General features: G+C 40.3%; 22 protein-coding genes and 1 tRNA gene. 18 read left to right on the top strand and 5 right to left on the bottom strand.

From position 1 onward, the window contains the following. Positions 1-2: 2 nt before the first annotated feature. Together cydB and cydX are read left to right on the top strand one after the other, a co-directional pair. Positions 3-1,157: a cytochrome d ubiquinol oxidase subunit II gene (gene cydB, locus KXV15_RS10705; protein WP_240008176.1), complete on the top strand. Its 1,155-nt coding sequence runs from the start codon at positions 3-5 to the stop codon at positions 1,155-1,157. A gap of 17 nt (positions 1,158-1,174) precedes the next feature. Continuing rightward, positions 1,175-1,261, top strand: coding sequence for a cytochrome bd-I oxidase subunit CydX (cydX, locus tag KXV15_RS10700; RefSeq protein WP_240008326.1), 87 nt, complete (start codon positions 1,175-1,177; stop codon positions 1,259-1,261). Between the two features lie 126 nt (positions 1,262-1,387). Here cydX and KXV15_RS10695 read toward each other — a convergent pair whose 3' ends face one another. Together KXV15_RS10695 and KXV15_RS10690 are read right to left on the bottom strand one after the other, a co-directional pair. Then, entirely contained in the window at positions 1,388-3,361 is a 1,974-nt protein-coding gene (locus tag KXV15_RS10695) for a response regulator (protein WP_240008175.1), read from the bottom strand. A gap of 399 nt (positions 3,362-3,760) precedes the next feature. Beyond that, the gene (locus KXV15_RS10690; RefSeq protein ID WP_240008174.1) at positions 3,761-4,219 is read right to left on the bottom strand and encodes a MaoC family dehydratase; all 459 of its coding nucleotides are present in this window, start codon (positions 4,217-4,219) and stop codon (positions 3,761-3,763) included. Between the two features lie 144 nt (positions 4,220-4,363). Here KXV15_RS10690 and KXV15_RS10685 point away from each other — a divergent pair, with 144 nt between their 5' ends. After that, the gene (locus KXV15_RS10685) at positions 4,364-6,400 is read left to right on the top strand and encodes a protein-disulfide reductase DsbD family protein (RefSeq protein ID WP_240008173.1); all 2,037 of its coding nucleotides are present in this window, start codon (positions 4,364-4,366) and stop codon (positions 6,398-6,400) included. A 66-nt stretch (positions 6,401-6,466) separates the two neighbouring features. Continuing rightward, positions 6,467-6,592 (top strand): hypothetical protein, encoded by a 126-nt coding sequence (locus KXV15_RS13480; protein WP_275671608.1) that lies wholly within the window; start codon positions 6,467-6,469, stop codon positions 6,590-6,592. Here the strand turns inward: KXV15_RS13480 and KXV15_RS10680 are convergent, their stop codons facing one another. Next, positions 6,593-7,411 (bottom strand): thymidylate synthase, encoded by an 819-nt coding sequence (locus KXV15_RS10680; RefSeq protein WP_240008172.1) that lies wholly within the window; start codon positions 7,409-7,411, stop codon positions 6,593-6,595. Positions 7,412-7,503: 92 nt separating this feature from the next. Between KXV15_RS10680 and KXV15_RS10675 the strand changes: the two genes are divergently transcribed. Next, a complete protein-coding gene (locus tag KXV15_RS10675; protein ID WP_240008171.1) occupies positions 7,504-8,025 on the top strand; it encodes a nucleotidyltransferase family protein in 522 nt (173 codons plus the stop codon). Here KXV15_RS10675 and KXV15_RS13520 read toward each other — a convergent pair. Both KXV15_RS13520 and KXV15_RS10665 read right to left on the bottom strand, forming a co-directional pair. Continuing rightward, the gene (locus tag KXV15_RS13520) at positions 8,022-8,282 is read right to left on the bottom strand and encodes an excalibur calcium-binding domain-containing protein (RefSeq protein WP_240008170.1); all 261 of its coding nucleotides are present in this window, start codon (positions 8,280-8,282) and stop codon (positions 8,022-8,024) included. The two genes, KXV15_RS10675 and KXV15_RS13520, sit on opposite strands and share 4 nt — an antisense overlap. Positions 8,283-8,742: 460 nt before the next feature. After that, positions 8,743-9,516, bottom strand: coding sequence for a ferredoxin--NADP reductase (locus tag KXV15_RS10665; protein ID WP_240008169.1), 774 nt, complete (start codon positions 9,514-9,516; stop codon positions 8,743-8,745). Between the two features lie 175 nt (positions 9,517-9,691). On the opposite strand from KXV15_RS10665, the gene KXV15_RS10660 reads away from it, so the two are divergent. The 13 genes from KXV15_RS10660 to KXV15_RS10600 all read left to right on the top strand — a co-directional run bounded on the left by KXV15_RS10660 (position 9,692) and on the right by KXV15_RS10600 (position 19,239). Continuing rightward, positions 9,692-10,891: a serine hydrolase domain-containing protein gene (locus KXV15_RS10660; protein ID WP_240008168.1), complete on the top strand. Its 1,200-nt coding sequence runs from the start codon at positions 9,692-9,694 to the stop codon at positions 10,889-10,891. Positions 10,892-10,987: 96 nt separating this feature from the next. After that, positions 10,988-11,206 carry a translation initiation factor IF-1 gene (infA, locus tag KXV15_RS10655; protein ID WP_240008167.1) on the top strand — a complete coding sequence of 73 codons (219 nt, stop codon included), beginning with the start codon at positions 10,988-10,990 and terminating at the stop codon, positions 11,204-11,206. Beyond that, positions 11,193-11,777, top strand: coding sequence for a Maf family protein (locus KXV15_RS10650; RefSeq protein ID WP_420830584.1), 585 nt, complete (start codon positions 11,193-11,195; stop codon positions 11,775-11,777). Before infA ends, KXV15_RS10650 begins: the two co-directional genes overlap by 14 nt. Beyond that, positions 11,770-12,798 (top strand): ribonuclease E/G, encoded by a 1,029-nt coding sequence (locus KXV15_RS10645; RefSeq protein WP_240008166.1) that lies wholly within the window; start codon positions 11,770-11,772, stop codon positions 12,796-12,798. Before KXV15_RS10650 ends, KXV15_RS10645 begins: the two co-directional genes overlap by 8 nt. Beyond that, positions 12,798-12,977 (top strand): DNA gyrase inhibitor YacG, encoded by a 180-nt coding sequence (gene yacG, locus KXV15_RS10640; RefSeq protein ID WP_240008165.1) that lies wholly within the window; start codon positions 12,798-12,800, stop codon positions 12,975-12,977. The genes KXV15_RS10645 and yacG overlap by 1 nt, the downstream gene beginning before the upstream one ends. Before the next feature lie 392 nt (positions 12,978-13,369). Further along, positions 13,370-13,816, top strand: coding sequence for a curli assembly protein CsgF (locus KXV15_RS10635; RefSeq protein WP_240008164.1), 447 nt, complete (start codon positions 13,370-13,372; stop codon positions 13,814-13,816). Position 13,817: 1 nt separating this feature from the next. After that, positions 13,818-14,741: a CsgG/HfaB family protein gene (locus KXV15_RS10630; RefSeq protein ID WP_240008163.1), complete on the top strand. Its 924-nt coding sequence runs from the start codon at positions 13,818-13,820 to the stop codon at positions 14,739-14,741. Positions 14,742-14,778: 37 nt separating this feature from the next. Continuing rightward, entirely contained in the window at positions 14,779-15,366 is a 588-nt protein-coding gene (locus KXV15_RS10625; protein WP_240008162.1) for a response regulator transcription factor, read from the top strand. A gap of 269 nt (positions 15,367-15,635) precedes the next feature. Further along, the gene (locus tag KXV15_RS10620) at positions 15,636-16,913 is read left to right on the top strand and encodes a hypothetical protein (protein ID WP_240008161.1); all 1,278 of its coding nucleotides are present in this window, start codon (positions 15,636-15,638) and stop codon (positions 16,911-16,913) included. Positions 16,914-16,992: 79 nt separating this feature from the next. Continuing rightward, positions 16,993-17,628 carry a hypothetical protein gene (locus KXV15_RS10615; protein WP_240008160.1) on the top strand — a complete coding sequence of 212 codons (636 nt, stop codon included), beginning with the start codon at positions 16,993-16,995 and terminating at the stop codon, positions 17,626-17,628. Positions 17,629-17,692: 64 nt separating this feature from the next. Continuing rightward, positions 17,693-18,304 carry a hypothetical protein gene (locus tag KXV15_RS10610; RefSeq protein WP_240008159.1) on the top strand — a complete coding sequence of 204 codons (612 nt, stop codon included), beginning with the start codon at positions 17,693-17,695 and terminating at the stop codon, positions 18,302-18,304. 118 nt (positions 18,305-18,422) lie between these two features. Continuing rightward, positions 18,423-18,498, top strand: a tRNA-Phe gene (locus KXV15_RS10605). A 213-nt stretch (positions 18,499-18,711) separates the two neighbouring features. Then, a complete protein-coding gene (locus KXV15_RS10600) occupies positions 18,712-19,239 on the top strand; it encodes a disulfide bond formation protein B (RefSeq protein WP_240008158.1) in 528 nt (175 codons plus the stop codon). The last annotated feature ends 10 nt before the right edge of the window (positions 19,240-19,249 follow it).

Below are 19,249 nucleotides of genomic sequence, written 5' to 3'. Positions count from 1 at the left end.
CAATGATGCCAATTCCTGTTGATTATGAGATATTGCGGATTATCTGGTGGGCCTTGCTTGGTGTATTGCTTATCGGTATCGCTGTTATGGATGGTTTTGATATGGGGGTTGCTTTTTTAAACCCGCTTTTAGGCAAAACCGACGAAGAAAACCGTGTGATGATTAATACTATCGCGCCGGTTTGGGATGGAAACCAAGTTTGGCTTATTACCGGTGGCGGTGCAATTTTTGCGGCCTGGCCACTTGTATATGCCACCGCATTCTCGGGCTTTTATATTGCCATGTTTTTGGTTTTAGTAAGCCTGATTTTACGCCCCGTATCACTTGAATATCGCAACAAATTTGAAGGTGGCGCGCGCAAAGCCTGGGATTGGGCATTATTTATGTCTGGTCTTGTGCCGCCGCTTGTATTTGGGGTTGCATTTGGCAATTTATTTGTCGGCACACCGTTTGAATTTGATGTAATGAAAGTACCGCATTACCGCGATGGTTTCTTAATGGGCTTTTTACATCTATTGAACCCCTTCTCGCTTTTGTGTGGTTTAGTAAGTGTGGCAATGCACGCGGCGCATGGTGCAATTTTCCTTAATGCAAAAACCACGGGGCCGGTTAAAGAAAAGGCGCAAAAAGTTGTCCCGATTGCCTATGGAATATGGCTTTTACTTTTCGTAATTGGTGGCTATTGGGTTAGCCAATTGAATGGTTATACCATTACATCTGCTGCTGCGGTTGATGTGGTTTCCAACCCAACCATTAAGCAAGTTGCATTGGTAAAAGGTGTGTGGCTTAAAAATTATTTATCAATGCCAATTCTTTTTGCCGTTCCGGTATTGGGGATTGTATCGGCACTAGCCACCATTGCATTGGCAAAATCACGTCCTGTAACCGCATTTGTTACTAGCGGTCTTACTGTGGCAATGACAATCACCACAGCGGGTGTTGCACTTTTCCCATTCTTGATGACAAGCAAGCTTAACCCTAATCATTCTTTGACTGTTTGGGATGCCTCAAGCTCTCCGCTAACCTTATGGGTTATGACAATCGTTGCCGTGATATTTGTTCCAATTGTGCTTTCTTATACTGGATGGGCTTATGCGATTGTGCGTGAAGCCATCAATGAGAAATACATCCGCGATAATTCGCATGAACTTTACTAATAAGGGAAGGAAAAAACATGTGGTATTTCGCATGGATATTAGGTCTTGCAATGGCACTTATGTTTGGTGTTCTAAACGCGATGTGGCTAGAGCGTGAAGAATAACCAAGTTCCATTGCCCGCATTAGAGCAATTGGTTTGAACCACCCCTAAAGGTAAAAACGAAAACACGCTCTTTTGCAATTGGATAGCGGCGGGTAATACCGCCGCTATCTTTTTGCCCACCAAAAACTATGCAATTGCTGCATATGGTTCTGCTTGACTATTTAAATCGTCGCACGTTTCCATTGCGTCATCGATTGCCTGATAAAGATGTGGCGCGCTTATTGGTTTTGTAACAACAGCATCCATTCCACTAGCAAGATATTCTTCCATCTGTTGCGGTAAAGCATTTGCCGTTACCGCAATGATTGGCCGACGTGGAAGTTTATTGATTTTTTCATAATGCCTAATTCTTTGGGTGGCCTCTTTGCCGTCCATTTCTGGCATTTTTATATCCATAAGGACAAAATCATAATTTCCAACAATATACGCATTTAATGCCTCTAGACCGTTTTCAACAATATTAGTTCTAATATTCATTGCATCCATAAAGGCTTTTAAGACTGCCTGATTGGTATCATTATCTTCGGCAATCAATACAGAGACTGCACTATCATCATCGTTGTTCACATCATTATGTTGGATGTGGCAGACCTTATTCCCTGAATTTACCCTAAATTTCGCAGGAAGGTTAATTCGCATATTAGTACCCTCGTTTGGAATACTAATAATTTCAAGATTACCACCCATGCTACAGATTAGTCGATATGCCGCAATAAGGCCAATGCCACTTCCCGCAAAGTTTTCTGGCAAACTGTCATCGCCATTCAAAAGGGTTTGATTTATTACCTTTAAATTCTCGGCACTTATGCCAATTCCGGTATCAATAATTTCTATTAAAAGCCCGTTTTCATTGCGATCAAAAACGGCATTAACACTGCCTTGTGGAGTATATTTAATTGCATTTTGCACCAAATTTTCAACGATTAACAAAAGCTGATGCTGATTAAGATTTATATTATATTGTTCGCAATTATTTATAACATTAAATCGTAGTTTTTTGGTTTTGCAATATGAGTCATATTGTTGGATCATTTTTTCGCAAAATTCATCAATTGAAATTTCTTTTGCGAATATGTCTTCATGGTTTTCTTCGACATTCTCTAAACCGAGAATCTCATCAACCACACTCAATAATCTCTTGGCACTTTTTTCAATCATGCCAATATGTGAACTTTCTTTTGCATTAGAATTGAATAATTCAAGCTGTTGCAGCCCACCGAAAATGCCGTTTAAAGGCGTTCGCATTTCATGGCTTACGGCCGCAAGTAATTTGGTTTTTGCTTCGCCAGCCTCGCGTGCCTTTTTAATTTCTTCTTCGATTTTTATTTGCTGAATTTTACTTTCAGTGATGTTTTTCAATGCACCAATAAATTTAAGCCGTTTACCATAATCATCATAAAGCATTTCAGCATAGGCATTAAACCAATTGCTGTTACCGTCATCCATTAACAATTCCATCTCTAGTGAAATTGGAATTTTATTTTCAAGATGTTCGCTAAATGCGTTGTATAATTCTTGGGCGCTATTTTTTGATAGTTTTTGAAAAATTAATTCTTTGAATTTTGCAGGCGTATCAGCATCTTTAAATAATTCTTCGAGTACGCCAAAATATGATATTTTCTGGGTTTCATAATCAATTTCAAAAATTGTCATCTCGTCGGCATTAATAGCGGATCTTAAACGCGTTCCCGATAACTCTACATCTTCTTCAAGTTTTATTTTGTCGCTTATGTCTTTGATTATAACCGAATATAGAAAATGTCCCGAAGAAACCCTATGTTTTGAAATTGTAAATTCAGCCTTGGTAAGTTCATGATTCAATGTCATCAAGGGAATAAAATGGTTTCGCGTTATTTTTAACGTTTCCTCATTACTATTTACAAATTCTGAAATATATTTTTCGTGCTGCTCTTTAAATTCAAATGGGATAAATTCTCTTATACTTCTGCCGATGACGGTCTCTTTTGGTTGTGCAATTATTTTTTCGGCACCATCTGAAAACTTTAGAATTTCCAAGTCTTCATTTAATAAAATTAGCCCGAACTCATCAATCGCCATAAGAGCTTCAAGCATATAACAATCACACTCAATTGCCGTCATCTACAAAAAACCTGGTACAATTAAATTACAAAAGAAATCTTAAACAATTGAAAAATTGTATATTTTTTACAAACTGGGGCAACAAAGTTAAAAATATGTTTATATAATAACTTGTATTTTAGCCCCAAATTAAGAGCGCTTCCAAATATAAAAATTTAACTTAAAAAAAAAGTGCAGAGATTCTTTTAAAATATTGTTACCAATGAGTAGCACATTTTTATAAAACAATTCCCAAATAAACGAAAACCCCTTACTAATAAAGGTTTTTTGTAGAATTAGAAAAATTTATAAAACACAGACAATCTTGCATTAAAAATACAGGTTAATTTCACAGCCAAGGCATGGTGCGTCAACCTGTCGCGAGAAAAAAATGCTAATTTTTGCAATGGCTTATGCAAATTATGGATTTTTAGGTCTTTTAGCGATTAATGACCTTGTCAAAACGCTCATAACCAATAATTCGTCTTCATCAAGAACTTCATTACTTGCAACTAAAACCCCCTCGTCACCGGTTCTATCTTCAAGCGACAAGAAGGTTAATCTGACATGAAGTTTATCACCCGCATAGCAAGAACGATAAAAACGCAAATTATCTTGCGCCAGTCTTTTCACAATTGGCCAAGAACGTGTTTCATCAAACAACATTTTCCGCCAAACGGCATAGACATGGGATTCAGCTGCACGTGGTCCACGGTGCTCAAGCCCCTTCTCACTGGCCTTATTAGGAAGGTCGGGGGCAAATTTTTCATGGATTAATGCGATATCATCAGCGGTAATTTCTTCCGCGCCGAAATCATATGATCTGCCAACAATGATGTCTTCAAAATACCAATCGGGAGTTCGGGGTAAAATTGCCATCTAACCTCATCCAGTTCTTTATTTTTATAAACAAGTGATAAAGAAAAAATTTTGCCAGTCTTATAAATAGATTTTTGTAAATAAATCGCTTATCTATAACGAATGTTGCATAAAAATTATATTAAACCTATCGCTTTTGTCATTTTGTCGCTTATTTGTGCATTTTTTCCACTTTCTGGGTTCGCACAATCCAAAAGCCAGAATGTTGAGATTAGTCTTTTATCAAGCGCCGAAACCGTTGCACCGGGTGAAAGTTTTTATATTGCATTAAAACAAAAAATCGCGCCTGAATGGCATACTTATTGGCGAAACTTTGGTGATGTTGGTGATCCTACCACAATTGAATGGACCGCGCCAAATGGGGTAGAAGTCGGCGCAATTGAATGGGCAATTCCCAAACGCCTACCATATGCTGAGTTTATCAATTATGGTTATGATGGTGAAGTTATTTTACCGGTAAAAGTGACTGTTCCCAAAGATTTCAAAGGTGATTTAGTTTTAAAAGGTGATGTTGCATGGCTTGAATGCAAAGACACCTGTGTACCAGGCGATGGTGTTGTAAATCTTAATCTAAAAGTTGGCACACACAAAGATGCCGCCGACAAGGCTATTATCGACAAGGCACTAGCGGCACTTCCAAAACAATTGACCAATTACAAATCAACCATTGTTAAAGATGGCGAACGTTTATTTATTGGCATAGAAAACCCTGAACTTGCCAAAATTAAGACCGCATATTTCTTTCCATATGAAATTTCTGGCGGTGCATTAATCAACCATGCCGCAGCACAAGAAGTAACAGTTGGCGATAAAGGAATGGGGATTTACCTTACCCCATCCATGTCATTGCCCGCACAACTACCGACGGAAATAAAAGGCCTTATTGAGGTTGAAACTAATTCTGGCAAAAAAGTTTATGAAATTACCGCCGCAAATAACGGGCAAAAACTTGTGGGGACATTCGGACAAAAACCACACGCTAGCTTAAACCTTGCCATCCTATTCCAATCAATGCTTTTCGCCTTTTTTGGCGGCATTATTTTAAACCTTATGCCATGCGTATTCCCAATTTTGGCTATGAAGATATTCGGGCTTACCAAAATCGCCCACAAAGAACATAATCACGCAAAAGAATATGGCGTATTTTACTTCGTTGGTGTCTTGGTTACGTTCACCATTCTTGGCGGCCTTATATTCGCGCTAAAAGCCTTCGGGGCGGCCGTTGGTTGGGGCTTCCAATTACAAAGCCCTGTCTTCTTGATGTTCCTAATCGCACTTATATTTGCAGTTGGCTTTAATTTATTGGGCATGTTTGAAATTGGTACAAGCCTTCAAGGCGTTGGCGCTGGCCTGGGTAACCAATCTGGCCGTGCTGGCGCTTTGTTTTCTGGCATACTTGCGGTTTTGGTTGCATCCCCGTGTACAGCACCTTTTATGGGCGTGGCATTGGGGTTTGCCGCAACACAGCCGGCAATAATCGGCTTGTTAGTATTTATTGCATTGGGTATTGGGTTCGCATTGCCATTTATGGTATTAACATTCGCCCCTAGCCTTTTGAATAAATTACCAAAACCTGGCCCTTGGCTTGATGCATTTAAAAAGGTTTTGGCGATTCCAATGTTTCTAACTGCTGGTTGGTTGATTTGGGTTTTAAGTGCGACCACTGGGGTAATAGGCATTATCGCCGCCATCATTCTTGGTATCTTTAGCGCATTGATTCTTCATTTTACCCTAAAGCAAAATATTCAAAAACTTGGCTTCGTAGCGATTTCATTATTGGCGGCAGTTGGCATTGGTTATTATTTTACCCCAAAAGCAAATGCCCAAGTTGCACAAAAAGCTGATTATAAACCATGGTCAGAAGAAGCAGTTAAGACCGCACTTTCAGAAGGTAAAATCGTGTTTGTCGATTTCACCGCCGATTGGTGCATTACCTGCAAAGTGAATGAATCCACCGCGCTTAAAAACGAAAAAGTACAGCAGGTATTTAAGGATAAAAACGTTGAATTTCTTGTCGCCGACTGGACCAAAAAGGACGACATAATCGCGCGCGCGCTTTCGTCACATGGACGCGCAGGTGTTCCTATGTATCTTGTTTATCATTCTTCGGAGAAAGAACCTGTGATTTTACCGCAGCTTTTGACACCGCAGATTGTTATCAATGCCGTGGAGGGTAAGTAATCCTCTAAATCGGTGTGTTTAGGGGATTTTTAATTGCGCAAAAGGTGGGTCGCCTTATTTTTAGGAATGCTTTTAGCAAGCGCGATAACGGCTGCTGCCTTTATCACCGCATCCTATGACGGCATACGAATCCATGACGACAAATCCGTTAAAACTTCGCAATTCGCCACCCCACATGAAAGTGTTGATTAATTAAACTGCAATCGGTGCTTTTATGGTTGGATGCGATTCGTAGCCGATTATTTTTATATCTTCGAGTTCAAACCCGTCGATTTCTTTAATATCTGGATTCAATTCTAGTGTTGGCAAAGCAAATGGCGTGCGCGACAATTGTAAATCAACCTGATCAAGGTGGTTAAGGTAGATATGTGCATCGCCCAATGTATGCACGAAATCCCCCGGTCTTAACCCAACCACCTGTGCCACCATCGCGGTCAAAAGCGCATATGAAGCTATATTAAACGGTACGCCAAGGAAAACATCGGCAGAACGTTGGTATAATTGGCACGATAATTTTCCATCAACCGAAACATAAAACTGAAACAATAAATGGCATGGCGGCAAGGCCATATCATCAACATCCGCAGGGTTCCAAGCACTTATGATATGGCGGCGTGAGAATGGATTGTTTTTCAATCCATCAATCAGCTTTTTAACCTGATCAATTGTTTCACCATTTGGTGCAGCCCAAGAGCGCCATTGCTTCCCATAAACCGGACCCAAATCACCATTTTCATCGGCCCATTCATCCCAAATCGTACAGCCACGTTCTTGCAGCCATTTTACATTGGTAAGCCCACGCAAAAACCAAAGCAATTCAACAAAAATGCTTTTGGTATGAAGCTTTTTGGTGGTCAAAAGCGGAAAGCCCTCTGACAAATCAAAACGCATCTGGCGCCCAAACACACCAATTGTACCAACGCCGGTGCGGTCTTCACGTTTTTGCCCGTTTGCAAGAATGTCACGCAACAGATTTTGATAGATGATGTCAGGATGAGAATCGTTTAGCATAGCCTGACTATACATAAAATTACCAAGTTTGAACAAGCCTTATGAATTACGAAAAACAATTAATCGATATAGTCCGCAAAAGTCCAAAATTAATGACCGTCCTTGAAACCTGCCGCGCGGCAAAATTGCCGCAATGGCGGATTGTTTCGGGTGCGGTTTATGGCACGGTTTTCAACCATTTAACAGGTCGTGACCCCGATTACGGTATAAAGGATTATGACGTTGCCTATTTTGACCCCGACACATCATACGATGCCGAAGACGTCTGGATTAAGAAAATTGCCGCCGCCCTGCCCGCGGACTTACGTGATTTGGTTGAAGTTCGCAATCAAGCGCGCGTGCATTTATGGTTTAAGGATAAATTTGGCTGTGAATACGCGCCCCTTACGCATACCGACGAAGGGTTGGAACGTTATTTATGCTTTGCGCACGCGGTTGCAATACGGCTTGAAGATGATGACAGTATTTCAATTGCAGCACCTTTCGGGCTTGATGATATTTTCAATATGGTTATGCGCCCCAATCCAAAACGCGGGCAGACCGAAAACCGCATCGACAAGGTTAATTCAACGATTAAGCGTTGGAATGAGGTTAAGGTCGTGGGAATAGTTTAGAATTTTTTTCCAAGGTACGGCTCACACGCTAATCCGTCACTATCGCTGTCTAACTCAGAACGATATGCTTTTTCCCAAGTATGTATATTATAAATATTATCTTGGTGTGCAGCATCACAATCAGGATAATAATCCCTCATTTCACGCACGAATGGCTTTATATATTTTTTAGAATATAAACCTGAAACAAACTGTTTGCTTTGGGAAAAAGTATCATTAAAAGCCTGCGTTATCTTGTGCCGATTATCAAATGTCACGAATAAAATTAGAAAAATTATCGACCAAACTATTACATCGATAATTGTGCTAGCGATAGGATGCTTATGCCTCCAGATAAAATTTTCGCTAGACGACTTTGCCCAAAACCAATGTAACCGTCTTAATTTTATGCGTAACCAATCCATAGTTGCATTCAACAATAGATTGACTAATTTTAGCTTGATAAAATGATTTTAGTTTTATCTTTTTATATGAAATCATTAAATTTAAAGCCAATCTTGCAATTAACAAAAGGCTTGCCAACGGCAAGCCTTTTAAAATGATATGTCAAAAATAATCAAAAACCACGCTTTTCGATTATTTTTGTCCGATTTTCCCAACTCGCTGAGTGAGCGGCGCGATGAGATAGGAAAAGTTGCAGACTTTTCCGTAGAATCGAAGAGCAAATTTGCCACGCAAATTTTTAAATATTGCCGCGAGGGTGGCGAGTTGAGTTGGTTACCCTACAAACGACTTCTCATAAACAAATTGTCCAGGGCTTGAAACCGAACCTTCAGTAAAGCCGCGATCTTCGAACATTTTTTTGAAATCAATACTCATGGCCAAAGAGCCGCAAATCATTGCGCGGTCGGTTTCTGGGTTGAATTCAGGCAGGCCATAATCGCTAAAGAAGCTGCCATCGGCAACACGTTCGGTCAAACGGCGGGTATGGGTGTGCGGTTCGCGGGTGGCGGCAGCATCATGAATAAGTTTACCAGCCTGAAGATATTCGCCAACCAATGGGTCATCCATCGATTCTTTTACCAAATCATAGCCATACTGTAATTCGGCAACTTCACGGCAGGTTTGGGTCAGAATTACTTGATCATAATGTTCATAAGTAACAGGATCACGGATTAACGATGCGAAAGGTGCAATACCGGTTCCAGTTGCAAGCATATAAAGGCGCTTGCCAGGTAAAAGTGCATCAAGAACCAAAGTCCCCGTCCCTTTTAGACCAACCAAGATTTTGTCGCCAACCTCGATATTTGCTAAATGCTGCGTTAATGGGCCATCAGGTACTTTGATTGAATAAAAATCCAACTTCTCATCCCATTCCGGTGATGCAATTGAATAAGCGCGCATAACAGGCTTATCATTAATCATAAGACCAATCATCACAAATTCGCCAGAGCGGAAGCGGAAAGATGGTTTGCGGGTCGTAGAGAAGGTAAAAAGACGGTCAGTATAGTGTTTAACGGATAAAACAGTTTCTTCGGTATATTTAGACATAGTAGCCCTGATATTATTGTTGCATATTTAATATAACTTATGCGCCCATACATTGAAATTTAACTGCGTCATATAGGACGTTTTGGCGCACTTAAAGCTTTTATCTGTAAAAAATATGCTATTATCACAAACAGATTAAGATTTTTTATTTAAATTAGTAAAATTGCATATAATAATGGAAATAAAGAGACGTGGATTTATTTTATCTTCGCTTGCAACCGGTCTAATGGGATGCAGCATGAAAAACGCACCGCAAAGCACTGATGAATTTCTTGATGGCATAATAAGAAATGGTGCAATGGCTGGCCTTGTTATGCTGGTGGCGCGTGATGGTAAATTGATTTATCAAACCCAAAAAGGCTTTAAAGATGCCGAAAAGACCACGCCAATAAATTATGATGACAATTTTCGTTATGCGTCTTTATCAAAACTATTTATAAATACTGCAATCTTGCGGCTTTTTGAAATGGGCAAATTGCGGCTTGAACAAAATATTCGTGATTTTTTGCCAAACTTTGCACCAAAACTATTAGATGGCAAAACACCAACAATAACCATAAGCCATTTATTAACCCATAGTGCGGGGTTAAATTATTGTTTTAACCCACATGATAACAGTGATTATTGCAAGGCAGGAGTTTCAAGCGGCCTTGATTCAAGTGAAATAAGCCTTGATGAGAATTTAAAACGAATTGCCAATGCTCCACTATCATTCCAACCAGGAACGTCGTGGCAATATTCGGTTGCAAATGACGTCCTTGGTGCCGCGATTGAAAAAATTATGGGCAAAAACCTTGGGGCGGCAATTGATGAATTAATTAATCAGCCACTTGGGTTAAAAAGCCCGACATTTGTTGCCAATCCCAATAGCATTAATCCAGTATTCTACCGCAAGGATAATCAACTTAAACTTATGGATGGCGAAACAATTGTCAGAAATGCCGATGATGACATAAGCTTTGATACTAACCGCATTTATAATAAAAATGCTTTCCCTTCAGGTGGTGCCGGAATGGGTGGCAATGCGCCAGACTTTCTAAAACTTCTTGAAGCAATAAGAATTGGTGATTTCATTAATCCGGAAACCCGAAAAATTGCGAAAAATCCAATAATAAAAGAGAACTCAAATTACTTTGAACCCGGCTGGGGTTTTGGCTATTTATTTTCCAATCTTATAAACCCCAAAAAAGCAAATTTAAATTTTGGGCGTAATAGCGTTTGTTGGGGCGGCGTTTATGGCCATATTTGGCTTATTGATTTTGAGAATAAATTGTCTTTTGCATTTTTATCGAACACAGTATTTCAAGCAACTTCGATTGGCTTTAAACAGGCGCTATTCTCCAATATTTCAAGCAATTTTACCGCACCTAATTAAAGTGTGAAGAGATACTGGATTCTTTAAAGAAAATCGTTTATAAGCCCGCCAAACTTCCGCCGCATAGGATTATGCGGCATTTTTAAATGGGAAAATATGTCAAAAGAAGAATTATTGGAATTCCAAGGCACTGTTGTGGAATTGCTTCCTAATGCCACCTTCCGTATCAAATTGGAAAATGATCACGAAATTATCGGCCACACTGCCGGTAAATTACGTAAAAACCGCATCCGCGTTTTGGCGGGTGACAAAGTTTTGGTTGAAATGACGCCTTATGATTTAACCAAAGGGCGTGTTACTTATCGTTTCAGATAATTTAATGCTTATTCTTGCCAGTGCTTCGCCGCGCCGTTCCGAACTTTTAAAACGCATTGGCATTATTCCTGATAAAATCATTCCTGCTGATATTGATGAAGGGGTTTTAAAAGACGAGACCCCTTTTAATTATGCGCGCCGTGTTGCGGTTGAAAAGGCATTAAAAATTGCTGAAATGCACCCCGATGATTTCGTCCTTAGTGCTGATACAGTTGTTTCGGTTGGGCGCAGGATTTTACCAAAAGCCGAAAATATTGAGCAAGCACGCGAATGCCTAAAGCTTCTTAGCGGGCGTAATCATATTGTAACCACGGCTGTCGCGCTTGCCCATAAAGGTAAAATCGCACAAAAAACCGTCCCAACCCGCCTAAAGTTCAAATTTTTGAGCGAAATGGAAATTGAAAGCTATATTGCTTCAAATGAATGGCATGGCAAAGCGGGCGGATATGGCATACAGGGGCTTGCGGGGTCGTTCGTAATAAACCTTAATGGCTCATGGGAGGCTGTAATGGGCTTGCCATTATACCAGACCAAATGCCTGCTTGAAGGTATGGGTTATAAGAATGCCTGAAAGCAAACAAAAAGAAATAATCCTACATTCACGGATTGGCGAAAACATCTATGCCATGCTTGAAGATGGCAAAATTACCGAAATCCGTATCGCAATTCAAAACATTTCCCAAACTAGAATCGGGCAGCAATATTGCGCCCGCGTTAAAACAATTGACCCAAGGCTTTCTGCCGCCTTTATCGATGTGGGCGATGAACAGGCAATCTTACCATTCAAAGGCAAACGCCCAAGCTATTTAATCGAAGGCAAGGCAATTTTGGTTGATATAACCCGTGCGGCCTTTGAAGAAAAACTGGCAATTGTAAACTATATTGGTGACGCAAAATCAAATGTCCCCTGCCCGTCTTTAATCAATGACATTCCCGAATATGGTGATTGGGGCGAACCACAAAACGCAAATGCCGATCATGCCGAAAGAATAGAAAATATAATTGAACTTGCGGGGCAAAAAGTCTTCCCGCTTAAAAATGGTGGCAATATTTCGATTGAGCGCACCCGCGCCCTAACCACAATTGATATTGACGCAAGTGGGCGTATTGCCGGCGGTACAAACCAAATTAATTTCAATCACAAACTCAACAAAGAAGCCGCGTTCGAAATTGCCCGCCTCATCAGGCTTTATAATTTGTCTGGTATTATTGTCGTTGATTTTGTTGGTACGCCATATGGTGATAGCGCAAAAGAATTGGTCGAAATTTTGCAAAACGCGCTTAAAACTAATATCAAATGCGAAATATTGCCAATCTCAAAATTTGGAATTTGCGAAATAAATCGTGCGCGTAAAGGTGTTTCAATTAATGAAATTTGCAATACCCCTGCCCAAATCGCCATAAATACGATTAATGCGCTTGCCAAAAGGCTCGAAACCGCCAAGGGACAGGTTTTAGAGATAAAAATCAATATTTCTGCTTATGGCTTTCTGCAAAATTGGAAATTTGACTGGAAAAAATATCTTGAAGAAAAAATCGGTGGGCGCTTTAACATGACGCCAACTAATATTGAACATTATGAGATTTACTAATGGCATGCCCTATTTGCAATAAAGAATCCGTTCCTGAATATCGTCCATTTTGCTCAAAAGGATGCTCGGATGTTGATTTGCACCGCTGGCTTACCGGCAGCTATGCCATTGATGAAAAAGGCGAAATTTCTCACAATACCGATGTTCACGATGAAAATATCGTTTTAGACGAAGATTAATCCCACTTTCGCGACAAATACCAAGATAACAATACTTAGTTAAATTACTTATATAAATTAATAATTGTAGGTAATGAATAATGGCAAATGACTTGCCGGCAACTTACAAGCAATAATTGAATTAACAGAAATAACATATTGTATTAACTTGCCTTTATAAAACTATAAGCCTTTGCAAAATTTGCGTTCATACATGCAAATACATGCAAAAAGGCGCTTAGCCCATTTTTCAACCAATTAATAATTATTAAATTTTTGTATAGATACCCCGTTAAAAGGGTGATATATGAAGCCCAAATGCAAGCTAAAATTTTAACAGAATATACAAATACAGACAAAAGATAGAAAAGACAAAATGCAAAAATACACGAGGGCAGATAATAAAAATGATCATGGGACGAATCGTATTTACTTTGCGTGGAGCAGTATTTGCTGCTGCGACGTTAATTTCCTGTGTTGAATACACAGAAGCAAGCGCACAACAATTAGTTTACCGCCCGGTTAATCCTAGCTTTGGCGGAAACCCTTTCAACTCATCACATTTATTGGGCATTGCCGGCGCGATAAATGATTTTAAAGACCCAAATTCAAGCTCGAGCCTGACACAGGGGCAACAATTTGCCAATCAGCTTCAGTCACGCTTACTCTCGGCATTATCGTCACAAATAACCGATGCCATATTTGGCCCCAATGCCCAAGAAAATGGTAAAGTCCAATTTGGAAGCCAGACTATTTCATGGGTTAGAGGTCTATCGGATGTTACGGTTACAATCTTTGACTCATCAGATGGTAGTTCGACTACAATAATCGTCCCCTTCTTAAACCTTGGGGGCAATTAAAATGAAAAAAGTCAGCATGATAGCAATAGCAATGCTTTTGGCGAGTTGCGCCAGAACCATTGAACCGGGAACAATGGCAACGCCCGCGCAATACGGCAAAGTTACCAGCACGGAAATGGCACTACGTGACTTACCAATTCCAACCCGCCCTATCCCCATTGCGGTTTATTCAATCACCGATCAAACTGGGCAATTTAAGCCATCTGATACTGGGCAAACTCTTTCCCGTGCGGTTTCGCAAGGTGCCACACCCATTTTAATTAAATCATTACAAGATGCCGGAAAACATAAATGGTTCATGGTTGTCGAACGTGAAGGTCTTAAAAATCTTTTGAATGAACGCTCGATAATCCGTGAAATGCGCCAACGATATATGGGCGAACAAGATGTTGACCCCAACGTCCTTCCAGCAATGTTGTTTGCGGGCGTTATTATTGAAGGCGGAATTATTGGATATGACACCAACACCGTAACTGGTGGCATTGGCGCACGTTATCTTGGGATTGGTGGTCAAATGGACTACCGCCAAGATACAGTTACCGTAAGCCTGCGTGCCGTATCGGTTCGAACCGGTGAAGTTTTAATGAGCGTTGAAACCACAAAAACCATTGCCAGCCGCGGGCAAAGCATCGGTGTTTTCAAATATGTTGCATATAAAGACTTGTTGGAAATTGAAACCGGCTACACAACCAATGAGCCGGCCCAACTAGCGTTACAACAGGCAATCGAAAAAGGCGTATATGGATTGATTATGGAAGGCATTGAAATGAATCTTTGGGGCTTTGCCGATAAAGATGCGGGAATGCCTTATTACAACCGATACGCCCAAGAAAGAGATGGTAAAATAACCGCAGAGGAATTTGAAAAAATGAATGCAGACGACCGTAAAAAAGCAAATGCAAATGCGCAGAAGAAAAAGAATTAAATTAAGCGCAACGGTTGCCAATATGGAATAATGAAATATGCCGAATTCAAACAAACCAAAAGTAGCTTTAATTGACGCCAATCATAAGGATAGGCAATTAATTTTACGATATTCGCAATGTTATTTTAATCTCGAAGAATTTTCTTCTGTTGGGGAATTTATAAGCTCTAAAGCCGTAAGCTCATTCAAAGGAATAATTTACGATCCAAATGAAATTAGTGGGCGACCACAAACAAATATAACCCCATTGGTAAATAAAAATATGTTTATCAATACGCTTATAGTTTCACGTTATGACGACGCAAGATTTGCAGTCTGTTGTTTAAAAAGTGGGGCGGTTGATTATGTCTTCAAACCATTTAGCGAGAAACATCTGGTTGATGGGCTTGATGCCCTTCAAGATAAAATCAATCTGCAAATTCGTGAAAATGTTTTTGACCGACTGACGGCACGCGAGAAAGATGTTTGTGAATTAATTTCAAACGGGCTGTCAACTAAGGAAATAGCAAGGGTTTTGGATATTTCTCCCCGTACCGTCGATGTACACCGCGCCAAGATTCTTGCCAAAGTTGGGGTTAGCAATTCACCCCAACTTATAATAAAAAGAAATGTTGCCACATACTAAGGCAGCACAATTACAATAAACATAATTAATACCACGCCAATAATTGTAATAATTGGCGCGTATATTTGTATCTATACTATAATTATTAGCAATATTACGCAATTTTACCTAGTTTTTAATCTACGCAATAAAACACAATTGCTATTTTTACTTTACTATACTTAAGTCTATACATCGCACCGTTAAATAAGGCGGCTGGGATATGGTGAAGCCTTTGGATCATACGGACGGGTATGAGCACAGGCGATAACAATAATAAGGAGAAGACAATGCGTAGATTATTACTGGCAACACTTGCCATCTCGGCGATTTCTACTGCTGCAATGGCACAAGGTATGACAAATGATAATGATTTGTCAGGAAACAATTTCGGAAACTATGATAATGGCGGCAATGGCAACGTTACCCCAACAGCAGTTGGCAGACCGGGCTATATACCAGTTAATGCAAACAACACATCTGTTGTAAACCAATCTGGTACTGGCGGCCATTTAACCAATGTCAATCAGGCTTTGGGTAACAGCGGCACCGCAATCGTTAATCAGGGTGGCTCTTTGAAAAACACCGCAAATGTTAGCCAAAAGGACGACACCCCATCTTATAACCCTGGCGTTCAAAACATTGCCTATATTGATCAATTATCAGGCAGTGCAGCAGGACAAACCGCAAATATTTTCCAAAACAACAATCGCTCTAACGCAATGCCTTGGAATGCTGATGTTAAAAACAACGAAGCAAGAATTGGCCAAGGCGGCGGTGCGGGCGACAGTGGCGGAAACTCTGCATCAATCAATCAGGGTGATGCCGGAACTGCAACCATCGGCAACCGTTCTGTGATTATGCAAAATACTGGAACCCCTGCTATATTCGCCCCTCCAGGAGGCAATAACCTTGCATCCAACTCACAGATGGGTAATTTCAACCTGTCTTCAATTGTGCAGGCTGGCGGCAATAACGAAGCGCATGTTAACCAGCTTGGTGACAGCAACTCAAGCGACATTACACAGGCCGCCGAATTTGCAAGTGCAATTGTTAACCAAAGCGGAACTTTCAACGCAAGTGTGGTCCACCAATCAAGCAATTTGACCGGTGCTTATCCAGATGCTTATGTTGATCAATCTGGTCATGACAATTACAGTGAAGTTAATCAGGTTGGCGGAACGGTGCTTGGCAAAACAATTGTCGCAACTGTCAATCAATCGGGTGACTTCAACGAATCTTTGATTGATCAAGATGGCTCTGGCCTATTGAACGGTGATCAATTTGCCCATGTTACCCAAACCGGTGACCGCAATGACAGCCGCCTAAAACAACGTGGCTTTAACCAACTTGCAAATGTGTTCCAAGATGGCGATGGTAACGATTCTGAAGTTGACCAATCTGGAAGCAACCAAGTTGCCAATGTAAGCCAGCTTGCAGACATGGGATATTCCAGCGTTATTCAAAGCGGTAACGGCAATACAGCAAATGTGACACAAACCACTGACTATTCATATTCTTGGGTAAATCAGTCTGGTTCTGGACATACTGCCAACATCAACCAATAAAATACACACATACTACATTCCCCGGCCCCCAAATGCCCCAATGCCGGGGAATGATTTCTTTTTTACGAAAGCAAAGATCATGAAAAACAATATCAAAATAATGTGTTCGTATATCTCATTGCTTTGCATTTTTACGGGTTCATTTCTTGCAACGAGCATACAAGCCCAATCCATTGCCTATATCCCGCAGGTTTCCAACAAAACAATAATCAATCAAAGCGGAAACGGATCCTTGGCAAATGTAAAACAATCAGGGAATAAAAATATCTCGATAATAAATCAGTCTGGCGGAAAAAATAAAAGCATTATTACACAAGCTGGAAACAATAATGTCGCCAATGTTTCGCAAACCGGCGCAAATTATGACGACCTAAGCAATATTGCTGAAATTGCCCAAAAAGGCGAATTTAATGTTGCAAACCTTAATCAATCAGGAGGCGTAATTATGCCCAATATCGCTAAAATCACCCAAAATGGTGATAATAATTTATCGAACGTAAGCCAAAGCGGTGATGACAATAAAATCGACCTTAAACAAGATGGAAACGATAATCAGGCCAACCTTAGCCAAGATGGCAACCACAATGCCATAAGCGCCGAACAAGCCGGCGGCATCAATAGCCTTAATTGGCAACAAAATGGTGATGCAAACCCAGACTTATTCATTAAGCAAACCGGTGGCGCAAGTGCAACAATAATCCAAAACGGTAGCTAAAGGCTATAAAATGGGCAATTATCAAATACAAAAATCCATAATTATAATAGGCATAGTTTGCACAATGCCTATTTATGCTAATGCGCAAACAAAAACCCCCGACATTGACCAAATCGGAAATAAACCAACCAATAACGTTATTTTTGAACAACCTGGGCTTAGTGCCACAAAAACTGCCGAGCCTATAATTATTACGGTTCCAAAAGAAACCCAAAACGAAATAATTGCAAAGCAAGTCTCCAAATCAAATTCAAAAAAACTTGTCGAGCCAAACCCCGCAATACTTCCCAAAGATCCCAATAATGTTGTTATTAAACAGCCAACAGGCAAAGACGCATGTGATAATGATAAAACCAGTAACGTTACAACAGCATGCAAAAACCCAATTGAAAAACGTGCCAGCGAATTTGAAAATGCAATGCGCCCCGAAATAAATATTGATAACCAAGAACTAAGTCAGGCAAAAGAAAACAATATCTCACTTTCAAAAGATGCCAATAAAACCGCGCAAAAGGCATTTTCCGCAAATGAAATTGAGGCCCTTGCCGCAGCGGCGGTTGCACAAACTTATATCGCAGGCCAAAATCAGCCACAAGAAACGCCGCAACCAGATAAAACCACCGTTCCAGACGCAGTGATTGACATGATAAACAACAATTTACAGCCCAAAAACTAAGATGATTATGAAGAAATTGCAGGTTTTTCCATTCAATGCTGAAAGTGCGGGTTTACATAATTAATTCTATCGTCTATTCAGCACCCCTCTTAATACCAACACGCATTTTGCGGATTGTGCCTGGATAGCTCAGTTGGTAGAGCAGCGGATTGAAAATCCGCGTGTCGCTGGTTCGATTCCGGCTCCAGGCACCATTTCATTATATATTTCACCTAAGTTATTTTTATCACTTTGATTGTGGCTTTTGTCGCCACTGTTTCAATTATAAGTTTTGAATTATTTTTTTGCGAAGTGCATGATTTGTCATTACATTACAGCAAATACATCTCATGTGTCATTAAGCCACCTTTAAATATTCGCTGAATAGAGTTAGACAAACACATACTCAAAAATTTGAAAAGGCAAATATGTTTCAATATCCAATTAAGCAGGCACAAAAACATTGGGCGCTTTTGGCGGCATTAATTTCTGCATCAATGCTTGCCGCGGCGCATGCGTTTGAAACCTTTGGTGGCATGGCACCATGTGCGCTTTGCCTACATCAGCGTGAGGTTTATTGGGTTGCATTATTTGTTGGTTTAATTGGTTTTGCCCTAACCCATTATATTAAAGCGTCTTCCTTGGTTCGTGCGATTGATGCGGTTTTGGGTGTAATATTCCTTGCCAGTGCGGCAATTGCATTTTTTCATTCCGGTGTAGAACTTCATTGGTGGCAAGGTTTGCCAGAATGTGTTGGCGGTGGTTCAAAAGAAATCTCTGGTGATTTATTGGGCGCACTTTCAAAACCTGTTGCCCCACCAAGCTGTGATAAAATACCTTGGAGCCTCTTTGGCCTTTCAATGGCAAATTGGAATGTTATTATTTCATTGTGTCTTGCGGCGTTTTCATTAATATGTGCATTCAAAGGTGATACCGGTTCTTCCGATTTTGAATAGGCATTTTTAA

The sequence above is a fragment of the Pseudaquidulcibacter saccharophilus genome (assembly GCF_019455445.1).
In the GTDB taxonomy this organism is placed as follows: Bacteria; Pseudomonadota; Alphaproteobacteria; order Caulobacterales; family Aquidulcibacteraceae; genus Pseudaquidulcibacter; species Pseudaquidulcibacter saccharophilus.
The sequence above is the reverse complement of the archived record's forward strand: the minus strand, read 5'-3'. Positions and strand labels throughout refer to the sequence as shown.

Bases quoted from the DNA above. Each gene is read 5' to 3' on its own strand.
- cydB (WP_240008176.1), top strand. From the start codon at position 3: ATGATGCCAATTCCTGTTGATTATGAGATATTGCGGATTATCTGGTGG.
- cydX (WP_240008326.1), top strand. From the start codon at position 1,175: ATGTGGTATTTCGCATGGATATTAGGTCTTGCAATGGCACTTATGTTT.
- KXV15_RS10695 (WP_240008175.1), bottom strand. From the start codon at position 3,361: ATGACGGCAATTGAGTGTGATTGTTATATGCTTGAAGCTCTTATGGCG.
- KXV15_RS10690 (WP_240008174.1), bottom strand. From the start codon at position 4,219: ATGGCAATTTTACCCCGAACTCCCGATTGGTATTTTGAAGACATCATT.
- KXV15_RS13480 (WP_275671608.1), top strand. From the start codon at position 6,467: ATGCTTTTAGCAAGCGCGATAACGGCTGCTGCCTTTATCACCGCATCC.
- KXV15_RS10680 (WP_240008172.1), bottom strand. From the start codon at position 7,411: ATGCTAAACGATTCTCATCCTGACATCATCTATCAAAATCTGTTGCGT.
- KXV15_RS10675 (WP_240008171.1), top strand. From the start codon at position 7,504: ATGACCGTCCTTGAAACCTGCCGCGCGGCAAAATTGCCGCAATGGCGG.
- KXV15_RS10665 (WP_240008169.1), bottom strand. From the start codon at position 9,516: ATGTCTAAATATACCGAAGAAACTGTTTTATCCGTTAAACACTATACT.
- KXV15_RS10660 (WP_240008168.1), top strand. From the start codon at position 9,692: ATGGAAATAAAGAGACGTGGATTTATTTTATCTTCGCTTGCAACCGGT.
- infA (WP_240008167.1), top strand. From the start codon at position 10,988: ATGTCAAAAGAAGAATTATTGGAATTCCAAGGCACTGTTGTGGAATTG.
- KXV15_RS10645 (WP_240008166.1), top strand. From the start codon at position 11,770: ATGCCTGAAAGCAAACAAAAAGAAATAATCCTACATTCACGGATTGGC.
- yacG (WP_240008165.1), top strand. From the start codon at position 12,798: ATGGCATGCCCTATTTGCAATAAAGAATCCGTTCCTGAATATCGTCCA.
- KXV15_RS10635 (WP_240008164.1), top strand. From the start codon at position 13,370: ATGGGACGAATCGTATTTACTTTGCGTGGAGCAGTATTTGCTGCTGCG.
- KXV15_RS10630 (WP_240008163.1), top strand. From the start codon at position 13,818: ATGAAAAAAGTCAGCATGATAGCAATAGCAATGCTTTTGGCGAGTTGC.
- KXV15_RS10625 (WP_240008162.1), top strand. From the start codon at position 14,779: ATGCCGAATTCAAACAAACCAAAAGTAGCTTTAATTGACGCCAATCAT.
- KXV15_RS10620 (WP_240008161.1), top strand. From the start codon at position 15,636: ATGCGTAGATTATTACTGGCAACACTTGCCATCTCGGCGATTTCTACT.
- KXV15_RS10615 (WP_240008160.1), top strand. From the start codon at position 16,993: ATGAAAAACAATATCAAAATAATGTGTTCGTATATCTCATTGCTTTGC.
- KXV15_RS10610 (WP_240008159.1), top strand. From the start codon at position 17,693: ATGCCTATTTATGCTAATGCGCAAACAAAAACCCCCGACATTGACCAA.
- KXV15_RS10600 (WP_240008158.1), top strand. From the start codon at position 18,712: ATGTTTCAATATCCAATTAAGCAGGCACAAAAACATTGGGCGCTTTTG.